Annotated in this window: 11 protein-coding genes; 4 read left to right on the forward strand and 7 right to left on the reverse strand. The window is 67.2% G+C overall.

Translation table 11 applies throughout. From position 1 onward, the window contains the following. Window positions 1-444: 444 nt before the first annotated feature. Together BKA25_RS16600 and BKA25_RS16605 are read left to right on the forward strand one after the other, a co-directional pair. Window positions 445-1,749, forward strand: coding sequence for an MFS transporter (locus BKA25_RS16600; protein ID WP_069848503.1), 1,305 nt, complete (start codon window positions 445-447; stop codon window positions 1,747-1,749). A gap of 136 nt (window positions 1,750-1,885) precedes the next feature. Then, window positions 1,886-2,365 carry a TetR/AcrR family transcriptional regulator gene (locus tag BKA25_RS16605; RefSeq protein WP_236750661.1) on the forward strand — a complete coding sequence of 160 codons (480 nt, stop codon included), beginning with the start codon at window positions 1,886-1,888 and terminating at the stop codon, window positions 2,363-2,365. 121 nt (window positions 2,366-2,486) lie between these two features. Here the strand turns inward: BKA25_RS16605 and BKA25_RS16610 are convergent, their stop codons facing one another. The 5 genes from BKA25_RS16610 to lat all read right to left on the reverse strand — a co-directional run bounded on the left by BKA25_RS16610 (window position 2,487) and on the right by lat (window position 14,942). Continuing rightward, a complete protein-coding gene (locus BKA25_RS16610) occupies window positions 2,487-3,362 on the reverse strand; it encodes an LLM class F420-dependent oxidoreductase (RefSeq protein ID WP_069848501.1) in 876 nt (291 codons plus the stop codon). A 639-nt stretch (window positions 3,363-4,001) separates the two neighbouring features. After that, window positions 4,002-6,506, reverse strand: coding sequence for a S8 family serine peptidase (locus BKA25_RS16615; RefSeq protein ID WP_157421030.1), 2,505 nt, complete (start codon window positions 6,504-6,506; stop codon window positions 4,002-4,004). Window positions 6,507-7,121: 615 nt separating this feature from the next. Further along, on the reverse strand, window positions 7,122-11,591 hold the full coding sequence (locus BKA25_RS16620) for a S8 family serine peptidase (protein ID WP_172803771.1): 4,470 nt from the start codon (window positions 11,589-11,591) through the stop codon (window positions 7,122-7,124). 396 nt (window positions 11,592-11,987) lie between these two features. Next, complete coding sequence (locus BKA25_RS28435; protein WP_157421028.1) at window positions 11,988-13,391, reverse strand: GNAT family N-acetyltransferase; 1,404 nt, start codon at window positions 13,389-13,391, stop codon at window positions 11,988-11,990. Window positions 13,392-13,586: 195 nt separating this feature from the next. Further along, window positions 13,587-14,942, reverse strand: a complete 1,356-nt coding sequence (gene lat / locus BKA25_RS16630; protein WP_069848495.1) for an L-lysine 6-transaminase — start codon at window positions 14,940-14,942, stop codon at window positions 13,587-13,589. A gap of 361 nt (window positions 14,943-15,303) precedes the next feature. Here lat and BKA25_RS16635 point away from each other — a divergent pair, with 361 nt between their 5' ends. Further along, window positions 15,304-16,926, forward strand: a complete 1,623-nt coding sequence (locus BKA25_RS16635; RefSeq protein WP_375791858.1) for a peptide chain release factor 3 — start codon at window positions 15,304-15,306, stop codon at window positions 16,924-16,926. Window positions 16,927-17,089: 163 nt separating this feature from the next. Here BKA25_RS16635 and BKA25_RS16640 read toward each other — a convergent pair whose 3' ends face one another. Further along, window positions 17,090-17,521, reverse strand: coding sequence for an uL11 family ribosomal protein (locus BKA25_RS16640; RefSeq protein WP_069848493.1), 432 nt, complete (start codon window positions 17,519-17,521; stop codon window positions 17,090-17,092). A gap of 545 nt (window positions 17,522-18,066) precedes the next feature. On the opposite strand from BKA25_RS16640, the gene BKA25_RS16645 reads away from it, so the two are divergent. Next, a complete protein-coding gene (locus BKA25_RS16645) occupies window positions 18,067-18,453 on the forward strand; it encodes a DUF8691 family protein (protein WP_069848491.1) in 387 nt (128 codons plus the stop codon). An 83-nt stretch (window positions 18,454-18,536) separates the two neighbouring features. Here the strand turns inward: BKA25_RS16645 and BKA25_RS16650 are convergent, their stop codons facing one another. After that, entirely contained in the window at window positions 18,537-19,868 is a 1,332-nt protein-coding gene (locus tag BKA25_RS16650) for an NAD(P)/FAD-dependent oxidoreductase (RefSeq protein ID WP_084642856.1), read from the reverse strand. Window positions 19,869-20,222 lie beyond the last annotated feature (354 nt).

Raw genomic sequence — 20,222 nt, forward strand, 5'->3', positions numbered from 1 at the left:
TGATCGAGTCCGACTGCAAGAATTTCCGCTTTGCCGCCCGGAAGGAAGCCTCGCGACAGCAGGCGGATCACCGACACCGAGCGTGATCGCGACGGCCGGGGCTGCCTCTTTCGGACGGGCGCCCGGGGCTGCCTCGGCGCCAGCCAAGATCGACAGCTGGCGAGCGCAGAGCCGGATTCCCCGCCGCCTCGGCAAGAGCAATGGTCGACCTGAGCCCCAACGACGCCGAGCCGGGCAGCCCACGGCGAAAACCCCATCGTCGGATCAACGGGTTCGGGCCAGCAGTGTCAACCAGCCGGCCGATCGGCGAAGGCCCAATCCCGACATTCTGGCAACAATCTGAACGATCGCTACATTTGTTACGATCGTTCAGGTTTTTCCCTGAGCTAGGAGGTCCCACCGTGTTGCGTCCATTCCCCCGCGTCCACCGGACCGGTGCCCGTCATGGCTAACTCCTATGTGCGGCTCTTCTCCGCTCCCGGCGCGGTCGGTTTCTCCATCGCAGGATTCCTCGCCAGGATTCCGCTCTCGATGACCGGCATCGGCATCATCACGATGCTGTCCCGGGTGCACGGCGACTTCGCGCTCGCGGGGGCGGTCTCGGCAACATTCACGCTGGCGGTGGCGTTGATCAGCCCCCAGGTATCCCGGTTGGTGGATCGACACGGCCAGGCGCGCGTGGCAATGCCCGCAGCAGCAACCAGCGTGATCTCGATCGGCGCTCTCCTGTTGTGTGTACGAGCCGATGCGCCGGTCTGGACGAATTTCGTCTTCGCGGTACTGGCCGGTTGCATGCCCAACATGGGGGCGCTGGTCCGGGCCAGATGGCAAGCGCTGTATCCGACGTCATCGAGGCTGCACACCGCTTTCTCCTTCGAGTCGGTGGTCGACGAGCTGTCCTTCGTCATCGGTCCAGCGCTCTCGGTGGCACTCAGCACCATGCTGTTCCCGGAGGCTGGTCCGCTGACCGCTGCGGTCCTGCTGGCCGCAGGCACGGTATGTTTCCTCGCCCAACGTGCGACCGAACCACCGCTCACCTCGTCGACCGGAGGTACCGGCCGGTCGGTTATCGGCTCGCCCGCGGTCTTGATCCTGGTGGGTACCCTCGTCGCGGGCGGCGTGATCGTCGGCACTGTCGATGTGGTGAGCGTTGCCTTCGCCGAGGCACAGGGCGATGCCTCCTCGGCAGGCTTGGTGCTGTCCGTCTACGCCGTGGGCTCCGCGCTGGCCGGATTGTGGTTCGGCGCCCGAACTCTTCCGATCCCGGCGCCCCGACTGCTGATCACGGGCACTGTAGGCACAGCGCTCACCACGTTGCCGTTGTTGCTCTGGGTCGACGGAATCCCCAGCCTTGCCGCAGCGGTGTTCTTCGCGGGTGTCTTCTTCGCACCGACCATGATCGTCGTCATGGGCCTGGTCGAGCGCATAGTCCCGGCTTCCCGACTCACCGAAGCCATGACGTGGGCCATCACCGGGCTGAACATCGGAGTCGCACTGGGAGCCGCATCGGCGGGCCGGGTTGTCGACGCGCACGGTCCCAGCGGCGGGTTCGCAGTGGCCGTGGTCGCCGGCACCACGGCAGCGGCAACAGCGCTGGTCGGATACCGGCTGCTCACCTCGGCGACGCGTGCCTCGGAGGATGAGGATCCGGCAACCCTTTCGGCGGAAGAGACATCCCCCGAATTCAGCAGCAGAGAAACCCCGGACGGTCACGAGGTCTCGCCTGCATCGCAGGATCGAGTTCGCTGACCGAGACCACCGGATATCTTCGACGCCCACACTCACCCATACCGGGAGAATCACACTGAACGAGCCGAAGACAGACGGCCGCCTGGCCAAGGGCGAGCGTCGCAGGCGGGAATTGATCGACGCCACGGTGCGCGTAGTGGCCACCCATGGCGTGGCGGGCGTCAGTCATCGGACCGTGTCCAAGGAGGCGGGCCAACCCGCGACAGCTGCCGCCTATTACTTCCGCAGCATCGATGATCTCCTCACCGCCGCGTTGAGCAGCGTGATGGATGCGGACTCCACACGGTTGCGACAGGTCGTCACCCATGGCCGCGATGGAGTGACCGGCCTTCGCGCGGTCGCCGAGCTGATGGCTTGGGCCGTCGGCGATCGCGCGCACCTGCTTGCGGAGTACGAGCTGTTCCTACTCGCAGCTCGTGACTCCGCTCTGCGTCCCCCCACACATCGGTGGTTGGAGGCAGTCGCCGAACTCGGCAGACGGCACACCGACGATCCGGTGCGGGTCGCGGGGTTGGTCGCCGCCTTCGATGGGCTACTGCTTCATGCACTGCTCTACGACGAGCCACCCAGCGCCGAGGAGTTCGAGGCGATTCTTCGCATGCTGTTGTCCGGTTAGACAACTGAGAATGCAGAAAGTGACGCGCTTTCGAGACTGCGTAGGCGCAGACTGTCCGGGTGCGGCGGGCCCGTTCCAGGGTTCACCCGCCGCACCCGCACCGGACGGGCTCAGATCTGAGCTAGCCGAGCTCGGCGAGCTTGGGCACGATGGGGGCGACCCCGTCGATCCAGGCGGCAGGCAGACCGCCGGTGGGCATGACGATGACTCGATGGACACCCAGTCCGGCGTATCCCGCCATCTGCCGGACGAATTCGTCGTGGGTGCCCGGATCCGGCTGCAGTCCACCGGCGAGGATGGTCTTCTGGATGGTCGTGTAGTCGCGCCCGAGGTCGTCACAATGCCGCCGCAGCACCGCAAGCTTGTGTTCGACCTCCTCGACCGAGCTGGCGAAGAGGTTGCAGGCGTCGCCGTACTGCGCGACCAGCCGTAGCGTCTTGCGCTCGCCACCACCGCCGATGAGCACCTTCGGTCGGTTGATCGGCTGCGGCGAACAGAGCGTCTCGGCAAGTCGATAGTGCTTGCCATCGAAGGGTCCGTTGTTCGCCGGATCCCACATCTGTCCGCAGATGCGCAGCGTTTCCTCCAGCCGTTCGAACCGTTCGGCCACCGGAGGGAACGGCACGCCGAGCCCGTGGTGTTCCCGTTCGAACCAGGCTGCGCCGATGCCCAGGGTGGCACGGCCGCCCGAGAGCACGTCGAGCGTGGTGACGATCTTGGCGAGCAGGCCGGGGTGTCGATACGTCACCCCGGTGACGAGCAGGCCGAGATCGACGGTGGACGTGTGCGCGGCCAGGAAACCGAGGGTCGTGTAGCCCTCCAGCATGTTGGCCTCGGTGGGCAGCCCGGTCCCCTCGATCTGGAAGAAGTGGTCCATGAAGGAGAGCCAGCTCGCGCCGGAGGCCTCCGCCGAGGTACCCGCCCTGGCCAGTTCCCCGGCGATGGCGGTGGGGCCGCCATCGATATCGAAGACGGGGAGGTGAAATCCGAGCTCCATCAAGCGATCCCTTCGGTAAACGAGAACTGCTTCGGTCCAGCCACCGACGCGCACGTCTCACTGCGACGAGAGGAGATAACGGGATGATGCCGCGAAACCGGCGACGCAGCGGCGGGCCGAGCCCGTGTTCGACCTCGCCGCCATGGCGACCACGCCGCAGCGCAGATGCCCTGACGTGTTCCGCCAGGCCAGACTATCCCCGATCTCGGTCCGAGGCAGAGAGCAGCGTCGGCGCCCGCCGACCGGTCGATGGCACGCTCCCCTCGGATCCACGTTCCCGAGGACAGCACCGGGAATCGTGGGAATACTGCACGGCATTCGTCCCATCGGCCTTCTCGAGGCCGACCGTTGCGGAGGAGCCTGCGCGCGATGGGGACGTCGGCGGGCGGATCCGTGTGAGAGAAGACGACACCGTCGGACTCGTGGAACCGCACGGCGAGGCTCGGCCGGGTTCGGAGGACGAGCGGTCGGCCAGGATGCGGGCAGTGCTTGCTTCGCCTCCGTCGCGACAGGGTGGTCAGCGCGGGTAGGCAGGCAGGGGGCGATACCTGTCGCAGGTATCGCCCCCGCTCTCGGCCACCCGTTCCGGGCTGTCAGGCCGGATAGAGCGGTCTCACCGCCCTGGCCAGAGCCGGTGGCTCAGCTCGTTCGCAGTCGAGTTCCGTCCGCACCCACCGGTGAGGTGAACCGAATCGACCGGCCCGAGGACAGCACCGGCGTGTCGTAGGAGAACAAGAGGGCGTCCGTGCCATCGGCGTTCTCCAAGCCGATCGTCGCCGAGGAGCCCTGTGCTCGTTCCGAGTCGGCGGGCACCTCGCCGTAGCCGAAGACGAGATCACCGTCCTCGTGGAATCCGACCGAAACGGTGACCAGTTGGTCGCTTTCGATCATCCGCAGGCCACGCCACTCGATGACGAGAACGCGGTCGCCCGCCTCGCCGTGCAATCCGGTGTACACCCGGCCGCCGTCGGTCGGGGTCAGGTCATCCCAGAACGGATAGACCGCCGCGTTGGGGTGATCGGGATCCGGGATCGCGGTGTTGTCGTAGACCGACGTCGACGCGTCGAACGACAGGTAGCCGTTGGCGGAGACATGCGCCTGCTGATAGGTCTGTCCGTAGAAGCCCACGGGGAAGGGAAGGTCGATCGTGGTGACCCCGTCGTCCCCGGTCAGGCCCAGATCCGTGTTGCCGGACAGGAACTCCTCGGAGCCGACCCGACAGGTGTGCCCATACTCGTCGGTGACATCGGGCAGCTCGAGGTCCAGGCGTGCAGCGCCGCCCTCGACAGACAACTCCCGATCGAGCGGCCCGAGACAACCGTCGGCCGTCGCGGTCACCCGGTAGGTCCCCTCGGGCACGGCCTCGACGCGATAGTCGCCGTGGGCGTCGGTGGATACGGACGGCAGGACGCCGTCGCCGATGGTCACCGTGGCGCCGGGCAACCCGGCTCCCGCCGAGTCGACGACCCGGCCGGTCACCGAGTGGGTGGGAATCGCGCCGAGCGCGAGTTCGACGGTGGTGGACTCTCCGCTCGCCACCGACGTCTCGACCTCGGTCGGGTAGAAGCCGAAAGCCGAGGCGGCCACGGTGTAGTCGCCCACCACCAGCAACACCGAGAAGGTGCCATCGTCGCCCGCACCGATCTCCCGCTGCTGCGGCCCGGCAACGGTGATCTCGGCGCCGGCCACCGGCGCTCCCGAATCATCGACCACCGCTCCCGCGAGCACGCCGGTCTCGCCGCGCGGAGCCGCCGCGATGAGCGCGAGGACATCGAGTCTGCCCTCGCCCCACACGTTGTTGTCCTCGGCCGTACCGCCGCAGCTGGTGTCGTCGACGTCGATCGCGCTGCCGTCGAGTAGTGCCCTGGTGCCCGTGATGTCGCCGACCAGGTTCGGCACCGCCGACCACAGCAGCGCCACCGAGCCGGAGACATGCGGTGCGGCCATCGACGTGCCGCTGGACAGGCCGTAGGCATCACCGGGCCGCGCCGAGCGCACGTTCACGCCGGGCGCGGCGATGTGCGGTCGGATGTCGCCGTTCGCGCCGGGGCCTCGACTGGAGCTCGCGGCGATCTGATTGTCCGCGCCATAGGACCCGACGCTGTAGGAGTGCACGGAGTCGCCGGGCGAGCCCGCCGAGTCGCAACCGGGACCGTAGTTGCCGTTGGAGAACACGGCGAAGATCCCCGAGGCGGTCCAGGCGCTGACGATATGGTCGTACCAGGGGTTGATCGCCGAGCCGTTGGCCATGCCCCAGGAGTTGTTCACGATGTGCGGACGCAGGTCCGGTCGCGGGTTCTCACCCGCCGTGTTCGTCGGCGCGAGCATGAACTGCCCGGCGGCCAGCAACGATGCGTCGGAGCAACCACCGCCCTCGCAGCCTCGGGCCGCGATCCATCGGGCCCCGGGTGCCACACCGATCCGATTACCGGGGCCGTCGTCGCCGACCATGGTGCCGGTGACGTGGGTGCCGTGCCCGGATCGGTCACAGGGCTCCACCGAGATCCCGTCGCAGTCGCCGGTGGGGTCGAACCAGTTGTAGTCGTGGTCGAAGCCGCCGTCGCCCAGGTTCCCGCGATAGGCCTCGACCAGCGCCGGGTGGTCGTACTGGACACCGGAGTCGACGCTGCCGACGACGATGTCCTCGCCGAGAACGTCGTACTCCGACCAGGCCTCGTCGGCCTTGATCGACGACAAACCCCATTCCACGTCATCGCGGCCGGCCTGTTCAGCGGTCTCGAACGTCTGATCAGGCAGGTCCAGGTGGCCGGTCAGGGTGACCTCGTCGACGCCCTGCAGCACTGCCATCGCGTTCGTCAACGATGTCGAGGCGTCGCGGACGAGCACCCGATTGGAGATCCAATAGGGAGTGAAGTCGTCATGCCGCTCCTCGAGCAGCTCGACGATCTCGGCCTGACTGCGTTGCGCCTGATCCCGCAGGGCGTCGACGACGGCGGCGCCGCGATCGGCCCAGTCGTCGATCGCCGCAGCGGCAGTCAGATCCGGCTGTTCGTCGAAGACGACCCAGACATCGGTGGAGCCCTGATCCGCCAGCGCCGCGACGACGTCGGCGTCCACCCGGCCGGGGGCCGTGCTCGGCGAGTCGTCACCGGTCTGTGCGAGGGCAGGTCCAACGCCGCTCACGACCAGTGCACTCGACATTGCGATCGCCAGCCCTACCGCGCCCGATCTGGCCGACCGGCGCTCAGCCACCCACGCCGGTAAACGCTTTCTTCGCACCGATTCTCCTTCTTGTCGCATTCAGCTCGAACGTCACCGCCACGTCGGATTGGTGCGCGATGACTGGTTTCGACCTAACCGCTGAATCGGTTCACTTGGCAATCGTCTGATCGGCGTAGCAGACCGAATATCGATGCCCCATTGATTGTTGCCGGCGTTGACCTCCGCGCGATCGCGCCGACACCGAATCTGCGGCAATAGCAACAGAAAGACCGGATTTCATCGCAGCGTCGCCCTTTCATGCAGATAAATCCGTGCCCTTCGAGCAGTAATAGCGACCCAAACGCACCACGCCGCGCTCAATCGAGCGAATCGGCAGGCGCGAGCGAACCAAGAAAGAGAACGGTCGGTGAATTACCGACCGGACCGAATAGGCCATTCGTGGGTTATCGGTGAACAGCGACACACCTACCGATCAAGCGATTCGACCGCCAACGCGGCGATGGGTGGTCGCCGAGCGGATTCCCCGCTCGGCGACCACCCACATCACCTGAGAATCGTGCGAACTATTGGTGCCGGTCACCAGTCCGGCCGGTGCACCACCTCGACGTTGTTGATCGCGGCGGGCTGGTAGCTACGCCGGTTGAGGAACTCGATGTCCAAGGACTCGCCCTCATCGATCGTCACGGTGTACACCCGCTGATCGGCCGCTCGCCCACCCACCGTCTGGGCGATGTCGTAACCGAGCAGCGCCACCTGGTCGTTGAGCGTGACGTCGAACTTCCGCCAGTCGACCTTCGGGGACCTCTTGAGCTCGGCGAAGCCGAGGGTCACCTCATAGGTTCCCGCAGGCAGATCATCGAACCGATACGCCTCCAGATCGCTGCGCTGACTTCGGTAGAGAGCGTCCTCCCTGGTGTTGACGATCTCCACGTTGTCGCCGACCGCATCGGTGACGGAATCCTCGCCGATCCAACCCCACGAACCCTCGGTGTACGCCTGGTCCGGCGCGAACGCGATCTCGTCGGCCGCCACGTGCTCCTCCACGCCACCTGCGGAGACACCCTGCCAATAGCCGGAGACCACCACCTCGACCGGAACCTGCACGACGGGCTGCCTGCCCGCGTTGGTGTCGAACAGCAGTGTCGCCTGATACACGCCGGATTCCAGGCCCGAGGTGTCGATCTCGACCTCGACGTCGATCGAGTCTCCCGGCTCCAGCGAGCCGGTGGTGACCTTCTGCTTCAGCCACGGGACATCCGTCGACACGGGCACCCCGCTGTCGATGAGGTACGCCGTGTTGGACACCTGGGAGGTCACCCACAATGCGCCGTCGGCGTCCAACTCCGCGCCTGCTCCCGCGAACTGGACGGTCTCCGGGAAGGCCACCGTGGAGATGACCGCGCAGGTCGCGGGGTCGATCTGATAGATCGTGTCGGTCGGGCTGTTGGTGGTGACCCACAGTGTCCCGGCCACCGGGTGATAGGCGAGACCGGCCACGCCCGTCTCCGGCGCGGTGCAGCTCGCCAGGAGCGAGCCCGGCTCGGAGTGCGAGGAACCCGCGACGTGGTAGATGACGCCCTCGTTCCAGCCGCCGATGTAGAAGGAGTCGTCGTCGGCCCGGTAGGCGAGTCCGCGTTGCGAGGTGTCGCTCCACGGCGAACCCGTGATGCTATAGCCCACCGAGCCGTCGGCCTCGTCCCAACAATGGATTCCGTTGTCGCCCCCCACATTGACCTGGCAGAGCAATCCGTTGCGCGAGTCATAGGCGAGATCGGCGTTCCAGGTACCCGCCCAGTCCGCATCGAAGGTCCGGCCGGTCGCCGAGCCATCGGTGGCGAACTCGGTGTTGGTGATCGACACCGGGTCCGAGATCCACACGCTCTCGTTCACTCCGACGCCCCAGGCGGTGTCGACCTCGTCGACGTCCCAGGAGGCCAACACCTCGCCCTCGGCCAACGGTGCGGCGCCTGCGAGGTCCGCGATCTCCTCCTCGGTGTAGTTCGCTCTGGTGTCCACTGCGGAGCGGTCGGCCTCCGAACGCACCTCGGCCAGCAGTTCGGCCTGCGCGGGGGTCTGATTGACGCGATCGCCGCCGCGTTCGGAGATCGCCCAGCTCAAGTCGTGATCCCCGGTGTTGCTCAGTGTCACCGAGGTACTGCGGGTCGCGTCCTGGGGAACGATCCAGGAGACATCACCGGGGCTGGCCTCGCCCCGAGCCGTGGTGAGCTCGGCATCGACGGTGACCGTCTCCCGGTTCTCCCCCAGGTATGCGGTGGTGGTGAACTCCGAGTAGTCCTCCTTCCCCACCGACACCGTGTAGTAGCCGAGCAGCTGCTGGGCTACGAAGGTGCCGTCGTCGGCGGTGGTCACCGTGTTGAGCACCGAGCCACGTTGCGACACCGCCACGGAGGCGCCGCCGACGGGCAGGCCATCGTTGGCGTCGACCACGGTGCCGGTCAGGAAGCCCGCGTCGGGCTCGTCGAAGCGGATCGAGGTCCCCTCGGCGAGCACAGCGGAGTTGAAGGAGTACTGCAATGCGTCGGTCCCCGAGGCGTTCTCGATTCCGACGGTGGCCGAGGACCCCAGTGCAGCGGGCACGCCCGAGGGCAGCTCGGCGTAATTGAAGGTCAGCCCGCCTGCTTCCTGGAACGCCACCGAGAAGGTGATCCGAGCCTGCGAGGCCAGGATGCGGACGTTCCGCCATTCGATGACGAACTCGCGCTCGCCCTCGTCACCGGACAGCCCGGTGAAGACGCCGCTCGACGAATCGACCGTCAGATCGTCCCAGAACGGATACACGGCCCCGTTCGGCGCCGCCGAGCTGGGCAGTGCGCCGTTGAGATACGAGGTGGCCGGTGCGGTGAAACTGAGGAAACCGTTGGTGGACACGTAGGCCTGGTCGTACTGCTGACCGTAGAACCCGACCGGGAACGGCAGTGCCACGGTGGTCTGGGCGTCGTCACCGGTCAGCGACACGGGGGTGTCGCCTGCCACGAAGGCATCGCCCTCGGTGCGGCAGAAATTGCCGTGGGTGTCGGTGATGTCGGGAAGAGAGAAATTGGCGACGGTGTTGCCACCGGCCACCACGAGCTCCCTGCTCTGATCGCCGACACAACCCGAACCGCCTGCGGAGAGCTCGTAGGTTCCCTCCGGTACGGCGTCGAACGTGAACCCGCCGTTGGCGTCGGTGGTCACCGGGGCGAGCACGCCGCCGTCGAAGGCGACGTCGATACCGGAGAGTCCGGTCCCCGCCGAGTCGGCGACCTGACCGAACACCGTGCGGGTCGGAACGGCGGTCAACGCGAGGTCGACGGTGGCGGTCTCGCCGGCCAGCACGGCCGCCGATCCGTCGGCCGAGCCATAGCCGAATGCCGATCCGGTGACGGCGTAATCCCCGACCGCCAGGGTCAACGAGAAGGTGCCGTCCTCGTCTGCGGTCGCCGCGCGCTCCTGCGGGCCGGACACGGCGATCTGAGCACCCGAGACCGGTTCGCCGGTGGCGGTATCGGTCACGGTGCCAGCCAGGATTCCGGTGTCGCCCCGAGGCGCGGCGTCGACGGCGGCCGCGATATCGAGTCTGCCCTCGCCCCACACGTTGTTGTCCTCGGCGGTGCCGCCGCAGGTGGTGTCGTCGACGTCGATCGCCGTGGTGTCCAGTAGAGCCCTGGTTCCGTCGATGTCTCCCACCAGGCTCGGCGCCGCCGACCACAACAGCGCGACCGCACCTGCCACGTGCGGGGCGGCCATCGAGGTGCCGTTGTAGGAGCTGTAGCCACCGCCGGGCACCGACGAGCGGACGTTGACGCCCGGCGCGGAGATACTCGGGCGGATGTCGCCATCGGCTCCCGGTCCCCGGCTGGAGAAGTAGGCGATGTCGTTGTTGACGTCGTAGGCGCCGACGCCGTAGGACAGCGCCGAGTCGGCGGGTGAACCGGTGGTGTTACAGCCTGGCCCGGAGTTGCCGTTGGAGAACAGACCGAAGATGCCCGAGGCGGTCCAGGCACCGACGATCTCGTCGTACCACGGGTCGATGATCGACCCGTTCGAGGATCCCCACGAGTTGTTGACCACGTGGGGTCGGAGGTCGGCTCGGGGGTTCTGTCCATCGGTGTCGGTCGGAGCCAGGATCCACTGACCGGAGGCGAGCAACGAGGAGTCGGAGCAACCGGTGCTCTCGCAGCCCTTCGCAGAGATCCACTGGGCGCCTGGAGCGACGCCGATCTGGTTTCCCGCTCCGTCATCGCCGGTCATGGTCCCGGTGACGTGGCTGCCGTGCCCGTTGTTGTCGCAGGGTGCGACCGACGGCGAACCGCAGGCGTTGGACGGGTCGAACCAGTTGTGGTCGTGGTCGAAGCCGCCGTTACCGAGATTGCCCCGGTAGGCATCGATCAACGCGGGGTGGTCGAACTCGGCACCGGTATCGATGCTGCCCACCACGATGCCCTCACCGGTGACGCCGTGATCGGCCCAGACGTCATCGGCGTTGATGGAACCGATGCCCCACTCGATCGCATCGACGACCGCATCGGCCTCGGTCTTCTCCAGCGGTTCCGGTATCTCCAGGACGGACGGCAGGGCGACCCGCTCGACACCGGGAACCTGCGTGATCGAGTTCGCCAACGACTCCGAGGCCGACCGAACGAGGATGCGGTTGGAGATCCAGTAGGGCGTGAACTCCGCTGCCGATTCCGTCAGTAGCGCCACTGCCTCGGCTTGGCTCTGCTCGGCGTGCTCCTGCAACGTGTCGACGACGGCCTCGCCACGGTCCGCCCAATCCGATACCTCGGCGGCCGCCGAGAGATCAGCGCGGTCCTCGAGGACGATCCAGACGTCGGCGCTGCCCTTCTCCTCGAAGACCTCGAGGACCTCGGCGTCGATCGATGCCGTCTCGTCGCCGGTCTCCGTGGTCTGCTGAGCTATCGACGGTGCTGCGGTGGCCGCCGTCAATGCGGCCACCAAGGTGAAAACCAAACCGGGTGCGCCGGGTAAGCGGGTTCGGTCCGGGGTGCGTCTTCTCGACCGCATTGTGCCGATGGTTCTAGACACCGAGCCTCCTTGTAGGTCCAGACACCAGGGCCGACGAATTCTCGGCTAAAGCCGAGTAAAACGGCGGCCGCATCCGACTTAACTTCGCGCTCTCGATTCCCACAAGAGACCAATCGGCGGATCGCGGGGCAGGACACATAACGTCGGCTGATCGATCGGCCGGTCCGGATAATCGGATACCCGATTTGTCTCGGTTCACATTATTAACGCGCCGGAAACCTGTGAATGCGGGCCTACGCCCTGGGCTGGGCGCCGCCAGCCCGTGGCCACGTTCCGAGAACGACGACGGAACGAGCCAGTCCACTATTCGCCATCCTGACACCGCATAGGAGATTGGGCGGTGAATAACCGACATGAAATCCCCTGCGTTACCTCCGTTTCAAGGACGCCTGATTTCTAGTCGCCGGTATCGCCGTGTAGTCCGGCGCTGAGACGCAGTGCACCATCGCGCAGCCGGTGAGTCGGTCGATCGGCGACCCGGTTCATGATCCTGATCATGCGGAGATCGTCGGGCTGGGTACTGGCGTGCACCACACCGATCCCCCGGTCCTGAGCGGCCCGCATCAGGCGCCGAGTCAGTGTCGTGCCGAGACCCGAGCCCTGTCGATCGTCACGCACCAGCAGGCCCAGCTCGGCTTCATCCTCCCGCCAGACGAGGCAGCCCATCGCGATCACATCGCCGGCTGCGTCGCGAACGAGCAGGGTATGGGATTTCTCCGGGGCCAACAGCAAGCGCAGTCCATCGCGATTCGGCCCGGCCGGGGTGCCATAACGCCTCGACCGGGATTCCGGTGTGCAGCGTCGATGCAGGTCTCGCACGGCGGCGAAATCCAACTGGTCTGCCTCGACGATCGTGATCGTCTCTGGTTCGGCCGCAGGACGATCCACCCCGTTCCGCGCTGCTGATCGCGCCGTGAGCGCCAGGTCGCGCAGCGCCCGCGCCCGCGCGAATTCCGCAGGAGTGAACGGAAGTCCGCTACGAACGATCCGGACGATGCCTAGCTCCGGGTCCGAGAGGATCAGTACGGTCGCCGACATTCGATCGGGCTCGGTCGACGGCACGGGTGTTCGGTGGACGTCGACGGCGTCGAGCAGATCGATCAGCGCGGCTTCCAGATCGGTGGGGTCGGCCGCGACCCTCGCGGCCAGCCGCAGCGCCGAGGCGGGTGGGTCGGTCAACTCGTGTACGTCGGCTACGGTGACATGCGGTTCGGTGCCGCCTGCGCGCAACAACGCCTCCTGAAGCTCCGTCGCCGTCACGGCGGTGGGGGCGGACACCAACAGCTCGTCGATGATTCCGACGTCGGCTGGATGCACCTCCAAGGACCGGATGTCGACCGACAGACCTGCCAGCACACCCGCAAGGTAGGCCAGTCTCCCCGGTCGGTCCTCGAGGTTGACCCGCAGACGCCACAGTGTGGTGGCCAGGTCGGTGCCGGTGAGCGGTGCGGCGATCTCATGGCGCTGTGGGGAGCGCGCCGAAGCGGCGGACGGAGTCCCGATGTGGTGGGCGGGCGCGACGCTGGATCGCCTACGCGGCCGACGCGCGTGCCAGCTTCGAACGAGGATGGAGATCAGGATCAACGTTGCGCCGACCACCAGCAGGATCACCGATCCATCGTGCTGCGCGGCCACCCCCGAGGCGAAGACGTGCGCGATGGCGGCGGCGAAGCAGACACCGGCGAGTTCCAGCATCTCCCTGGTCCAGCCCGGTGCGGCCGGTCGCTGCACGTCGGTGGACGTCGGGGGCGTCGAATGATCGCGTGACGGGTGCCTGCCCGCCGTCCTGTCGACTGTCACGGTTCCAGCATCGACACGGTGTGTTGCGTGAGCGGGACTTCACGTGACGTTTCCGTGAAGAGGGTCCACGCCGTGCCCAGCGTTACCGAACGGTCTCCCCCGATCGAAGGACGCAACCGCGCGAGCAGCGGAAATGGAAACCCGTCGCACCCAACGTGAGCGGCGGGTGCGACGGGTCGTCTCGGTGGAGTCGGGTCAGCCCAGTCGGCCCAGGACCCGATCCAATGCGTCGACAGCCACGGTGAGTTCCGCACGGGTGATCGTCAACGCCGGACGGAACCGAATCGACCGCTCGCCGCTGGGCAGCGCCAGCACGCGCTCCTGGTCCAGCAGTGCGCTGAGCACCGCGCCTCGGGTGGCGGCGTCCGGCAGGTCGAGCGCGACCATCAGACCGCGGCCGCGCACGTTGTCGATCAGGCCCGGGTGACGTGCCGCCAGATCGGCCAGCTGCTCGGCCAACCAGGTGCCGTCCCCGGCGACCTTGTCGAACAGGCCGTCGCGCTCGATGATCTCCAGGTAGCGCCGCGACCGGACCATGTCGACCAGGCCACCGCCCCAGGTGGAGTTGATACGACCGCCCACGACGAAGACGTTGTCGGCGACCTCGTCGACGCGACGACCGGCCATCACGCCGCCGACCTGGGTCTTCTTGGAGAAGGCCACGATGTCCGGGCTCAGACCCAGCTGCTGGTAGGCCCAGGCGGTCCCGGTCACGCCGACGCCGGTCTGCACCTCGTCGACGATGAACAACGCGTCGTTGGCGTGGCAGAGCCGCTGCATGGCCTGGAGGAACTCCGGGCGCAGGTGGTTGTCGCCGCCCTCACCCTGGATGGGTTCGACGATGAAGGCGGCGATGTCATGGGGATTCGCGGCGAAGGCGGCCTCGGCCTCGGCGAGCGACTTCTGCTCGGCGGCGATGATGTCGTCCAGGTGCTCGGCCATCGGGAACCGCATCGCAGGCGAGGAGATCCTGGGCCAGTCGAAGGCCGGGTACCGCGCGGTCTTGCCGGGGTCGGTGTTGGTCAACGACATGGTGTAACCGCTGCGACCATGGAAGGCCCTGGTGAGGTGCATGATCTTAGTGCCGAGTTCGGCCGACCGGCCGTGCTGTTCGTTGTGCCTGCTCTTCCAGTCGAAGGCGCACTTGAGTGCGTTCTCCACCGCGAGCGCGCCGCCCTCGACGAAGAACAGGTGCGGCAGTTCCGGGTCGCCCAGCACGCGCGCGAAGGTCTCGACGAATTCCGCGTAGTGCGTCGTGTAGATGTCGGAGTTGGCGGGCTTGTTCGCCGCCACCTCCGAGAGCACCGCCATGAACTGCGGGTCCTCGACGATCCCCGCCGGGTTGAAGCCCAACGGCGCGGAGGCGAAGAAGGAGTACAGGTCCAGGTAGCGGTCGCCGTTGCGTGCGTCGACCAACCAGGAGCCGGAGCTGGCCGCCGTGTCCAGAACGAACGGGAATCCGTCCACGAGCAGGTGCCTGCCCAGCAGCTGATGAACGTCCTTCGGTGCGATCGTCGCGTCGAGTTCCGCCGTCGTGCTGCCCTGAGTCATACCGACTCCCTCCAGGATTTTTTCCATTAGATCAGTCGAATGGCCGCAAAACCTACGTTAACCGGGTCGTCCGCCAGAAGCAATGCGCAGAGAACTCCGACCTCCCATGAACCTCGTGCACCGCCTCCCCCGATGACGCCGCGCGCACCCACCGTCGACTCGCGCGGCGCAGCACCACATCGGCCATGTCCAGATCTCGGTCCTCCCGTCCTCCCGATACCGAGCCGAGGCTGATCAGGGCGCTGACCTGCGGCGGGTCGGAACAGAGCGTGACGGGCCGGTAGAGTGGCTCGGCGCGAAGGTGCGCCTGCTATCGGGCCACCGCGACACCATCGATGGGCACCAGGACAGGGAGCGGACAGTGGCGGGCAACGATCCGGCCCTAGGGCGACAGACCAAGAACGACGAGTCGCAGGTGATACGGGAAGCCGCCCGCCGGAGGACCTTCGCCGTCATCAGCCACCCCGACGCGGGAAAATCCACGCTCACCGAAGCACTCGCCCTCCACGCCCAGGTCATCTCCGAAGCAGGCGCGGTACACGGCAAGGGCGGCCGCAAGGGTGTGGTCTCCGACTGGCTCGAGATGGAGAAGGCCAGGGGAATCTCGATCACCTCCGCCGCCCTGCAGTTCGCCTACGGCGACACGGTGATCAACCTGTTGGACACCCCCGGCCACTCCGACTTCTCCGAGGACACCTACCGGGTGCTCGCAGCTGTCGACTGCGCGGTGATGCTGCTCGACGCGGCCAAGGGCCTCGAGCCCCAGACGCTCAAGCTCTTCGACGTCTGTCGGCATCGCAATATCCCGGTGATCACCTTCGTCAACAAGTGGGACCGGCCAGGCCGAGGCGCCCTGGAACTGTGTGACGAGATCTCCGAGCGGATCTCGCTGCGTCCGATGCCGCTGACCTGGCCGGTCGGCGAGGCGGGTGCCTTCAAGGGCGTGCTCGATCGGACCGATGGCGGCTTCATCGGCTTCACCCGCAATGCGGCGGGCGCCAGCCGCGCGACCATACAGACCATGACGGCGGACGAGGCGGCCGAATCCGTCGGCGAGGAATGGGAGCAGGCGGGCGAGGAGTCGGAGCTGTTGTCGATCTCCGGTGCCGACATGGACTACGACGAGTTCCTCGACGCGAAGGCGACCCCGGTGCTGTTCGGCTCGGCGGTGCTCAACTTCGGCGTCAAGCACCTCTTGGACCTCCTCGTGGAGCTGGCGCCTCGGCCCACTCCCCGCCCGGACGTCGACGGCGGCGCCCGATCGTTGGAGGCACCGTTCTCCGCTTTCGTCTTCAAGGTGCAGACCGGGATGGACCGTGCCCATCGCGATCAGGTGGCCTTCGCCAGGGTCTGTTCCGGGCGTTTCGACCGAGGCATGGTCGTCACCCACGCCGCCTCGGGCAGGCCCTTCGCGACGAAGTACGCCCAGCAGGTCTTCGGGCAGCAACGCAGCACCCTGGACGTCGCCTATCCCGGCGACGTGATCGGCCTGGTCAATGCCTCGAACCTTCGAGTCGGCGACACGCTGTACGCAGGCAAGCCGAAGGTCACCTTCCCCGGTCTGCCAAGCTTCGCCCCGCGTCACTTCGCGACCGTGGCGGCCAAGGACCCCGGACGGGCCAAGCAGTTCCGGCGCGGCGTGGAACAGCTCGAACAGGAGGGCGTGGTACAGGTACTGCGCTCGGACCGTCGTGGCGAGGCGACGCCGATCTTCGCCGCAGTCGGCCCCATGCAGTTCGAGGTGGCCACGGACCGTCTACAGAACGAGTTCGGCGTGACGATCCTGTTGAACCACCTGCCCTACACCGTGGTCCGCAGGCTCGGCGATCCGAACGAACGCAAACTGATCGACGGACACTCCAGCGAGGTCCTGACCAGGGGCGATGGCGCGGAACTCGCACTATTCACCGATGACATCACGCTTCGGCTACTACTGCGCAAGCATCCCGACGTCAAGCTGGAGAGCCTCGCGGGCGGCGTCTGATCCGCGCCCTCGCACCCGTATTAGCCCGGTCGGGCAGCACGACCGCCCGGCTGGGCATGATGCGGCGCGGTCACAGCTGCCCTCCGACAAGACTGAAGGGGGCTACCCGGCCGGGTAGCCCCCTTCAGTGAACAGCCTCGCTCAGCATCGAACCGCCGGGATATCAGCCCTCGACGGTGACGCCCATGGACCGCGCGGAACCCGCGACGATCTTCATCGCTGCGTCCAAGTCGCCGCCTGCGTTCAGGTCGGGCATCTTGCGCTCGGCGATCGCCTGGACCTGCTCCTTGGTGAGCGTGCCGCCGGGAACGTGCCCGGGACGCTCGGAGCCGGACTTCGCGCCCATCGCCTGACGGATCAGGAAGCTGGTGGGCGGGGTCTTGTACCGGAGGGTGTAGGTCCGGTCCTCGAAGACCGAGACCACCACGGGAACGATCTCGCCTCGGTGAGCGGAGGTGTTCTCGTCGTACTCGAGCTTGACGTTTCGGGTGTTGACACCCGTCGGGCCGAGCATCTTTCCGAGATCGACCATGGCTGCATTGCCAGCCTCAAGTTCGAGTGTCGCCTCGAACGTCTTGCGCTGCTTGGGTGGCACCTACGACCCCTCACCTTTCGAACACTTCGCCGACGAATTCTACACCACGTCGATCGCTGGACACGGCATACCAGCCGTGCAGGCCCGAGCATCGGACTCGCACAGCACAACGCCATCGCCGGATGCGTGGTGTGATGAGGTCGGTCCGCCGTCGACTCCGCCTGATCCGCCTCGACCGTCGGGCTCACGCCGCGAGTCCGAGATCTTCGACCGGCCTCTTGCCCACCACTGTGTCACACACAAGGCCACCCAGGTCGCCCGGGGGTTGCCCAACCCCACGTCGCCGCAGCCGCAGGTACCGCAACCACGATGGGGCTACCGTCCGCTGGTGGCGGACTCGCATATCGACCGAGTGGATTCACGGGCGAATCGCGGACAACACGCGATGTCTCGGGCACCGTCGAGACGGTGCCCGATCAAGCCTCGGACACTCCAGGTCACCCGTTCGCCGAAGGAGTCGACGATGACCAATTCAGTTGTCCCCTCACGCCAACCGCTGGTAGGCGACCATCCAGCCGTCGATCCCGGCGAGGAGGCGGTATCCGATGAGCGTTGACCAGTGGCCGCCGGTGGATCCGGCCCCGACACAGTCCTCGACGACGAACCGCTCCTACGAACTGCGCGTAGCGGGCCGGTCGGTGTACCGAATCGCGCAGGTCTTCCCCGAGATGAGCGTCGGTCGCAACACCCAGGAGGCGATCCTGCGCGGAACGATCCTCGATGACGCCGCGCTGCACAGCCTGTTGGTCCGGGTCCAGACCCTCGGTCTGCGGCTGCTGTCCATCCACCAGGTTCCGTCGATCTCGGATCCGGAGTCCAGCACGGGCGACTCCGGACCGCCCGCCACATCGGCGGCCGCGCCCGCCGTCACCCCGGAATCGCGGCGCAGGCCGAGTTCGTCCAAGCGGAGGTCGGCCAGCCGGACCGGCTGAGCCGTCTCCCCCGAGGCGGGTGGTCGGTCGCCGACCGCCCGCCACCGAGGGGTTCTGATCGCGGGCGCCTGCCCGAGCAGGGTTTACGACGAGGTGGACCGCAGCGCGGCACGCATGGTGCTCAGTAGGAACCGAGGACGAGCGAGTTCACGGGGATGGCTGCGCATGGCCGCGACGTCGAGATAGCGACGATGCACCCCCGCATCGGTGATCGTCGCCTTGGCCAGCAGGTCGGTGAACACCCGGGAGAGCTGCAGGCCGAACGGCCCTTTGCCCTCGGGCTGCGACGGTCGGCTGTCCTGGGCCGCCGCGCTCGCCCATGCGGCGTCCACCACGACCCTACTGCGTTCGAAATAGGCGTCCGCGGGTTCGCTCAACACGGCGGGCCCACGCAGCCAGCTGTGCAGTGCGCTCGCCTGCAACGCCGCGAGGATCAGGCCCTGACCGTGCATCGGGTTGAGCGAGGCCACCGCATCGCCGAGTGCGATCAGGCCCCCTGGAAGGCGTCGGATCCGGTGGTAGTCCCGGCGTCGGCTGTCTCGATGCCGAGCGGCGGCGACATCCGAGACCGGTTCGCCCTCCTGAATCAGTGTTCCCAGCTCGCCGACCGGCTCGATCCGGCACCGTGCCTCGAAGTCCTCGATGTCCCTGGTCGGTCGGTTGTCGCCATAACCGATGACGGTGGCGCTCCATCGATCGCCCTCGACGGGCAGCAGGACCAGTCCGCCAGCCGGCCCGGAGCGGCCGGTGCGCAGCGAGTAGACGCTGTCCATTCCGTCGACCGTCTGGCCGGGGCTTCGCCGGTAGAGCCGGGTGGCGTAGCCGAGGTCGCCGCCGAGCCTGCGCATCGGCGGCGGGGGGTAATCCGCGCGCTCCAGCCAGTCGCCGAGCCTGCTGGATCGGCCCATCCCGTCAACGACCAGGTCGGCGCCGATCCGTTCACCCGGCCCTCGATGCCCCGGCTCGGCGACCAGCGCGCCGTCCACTCGGGTTCCCCGGTGTGTCAGGCCGGTGGCCTTGCCTCGTTGGAACCGCACCGCGCCGAGCCCGGCGACGTGTTCCCGCATCCGACGGTGCAGGAACGGCAGGGTGAGGCTGACCAGCGGCTCGCCCACCACGGGTGCCCGGCGGACCCCGTCCACGTGCCAATGCGATCCGGAGTCGACCGGTTGAGCACCATCGGCGACCAGTTCCTCGATCAACCCGGGCATCCAATGGTCCAGTTGTCGACGAGCCAGTTCGGGGATCGGATGGGAGTGCGGCGCGGTGGGTGTGCCCCGCCGTGGGCCCGAGTTGTCCGCCGGATCGTCGCGGTCCACGACGATCACCTCGTCCGCATGTTCGGCGAGCACTCTGGCCGCCGTCAGTCCCGCGATGCCGCCGCCGAGTACCAGCGCACGTCGCACGAAAGCCACCTCACTCCTCCGACGGAGAGCTCCGCCTTGATCACTCGAACCGGACGGTAAACCGATCACCGAAAGTGATCGAACCCGCCGTGCGACCCGCGCGACCTGCGGCGCCACCGATCGACTACCACCACCGCGCACCCGCCGGTCGCGGTACCCGGCCGGTGCGGGCGTCGTCGCGGGTCCGCAGGGCCATTCCCGGTATCGATGCAGCGTTGATCACCCTGTCACACCCGACGGCGGACAGTCCGCCAACACGCTCCCCCACCGTGACCGATCACAACCCGTGACCATGCTCACGTCCTCCGCCGCCCACTGGACCTCGCAGCCAGGCCGGTCCAGCCGGGATTGTCACCGTCGAGG

It is taken from the genome of Actinoalloteichus hymeniacidonis, from assembly GCF_014203365.1.
Classification (GTDB): domain Bacteria; phylum Actinomycetota; class Actinomycetes; order Mycobacteriales; family Pseudonocardiaceae; genus Actinoalloteichus_A; species Actinoalloteichus_A hymeniacidonis.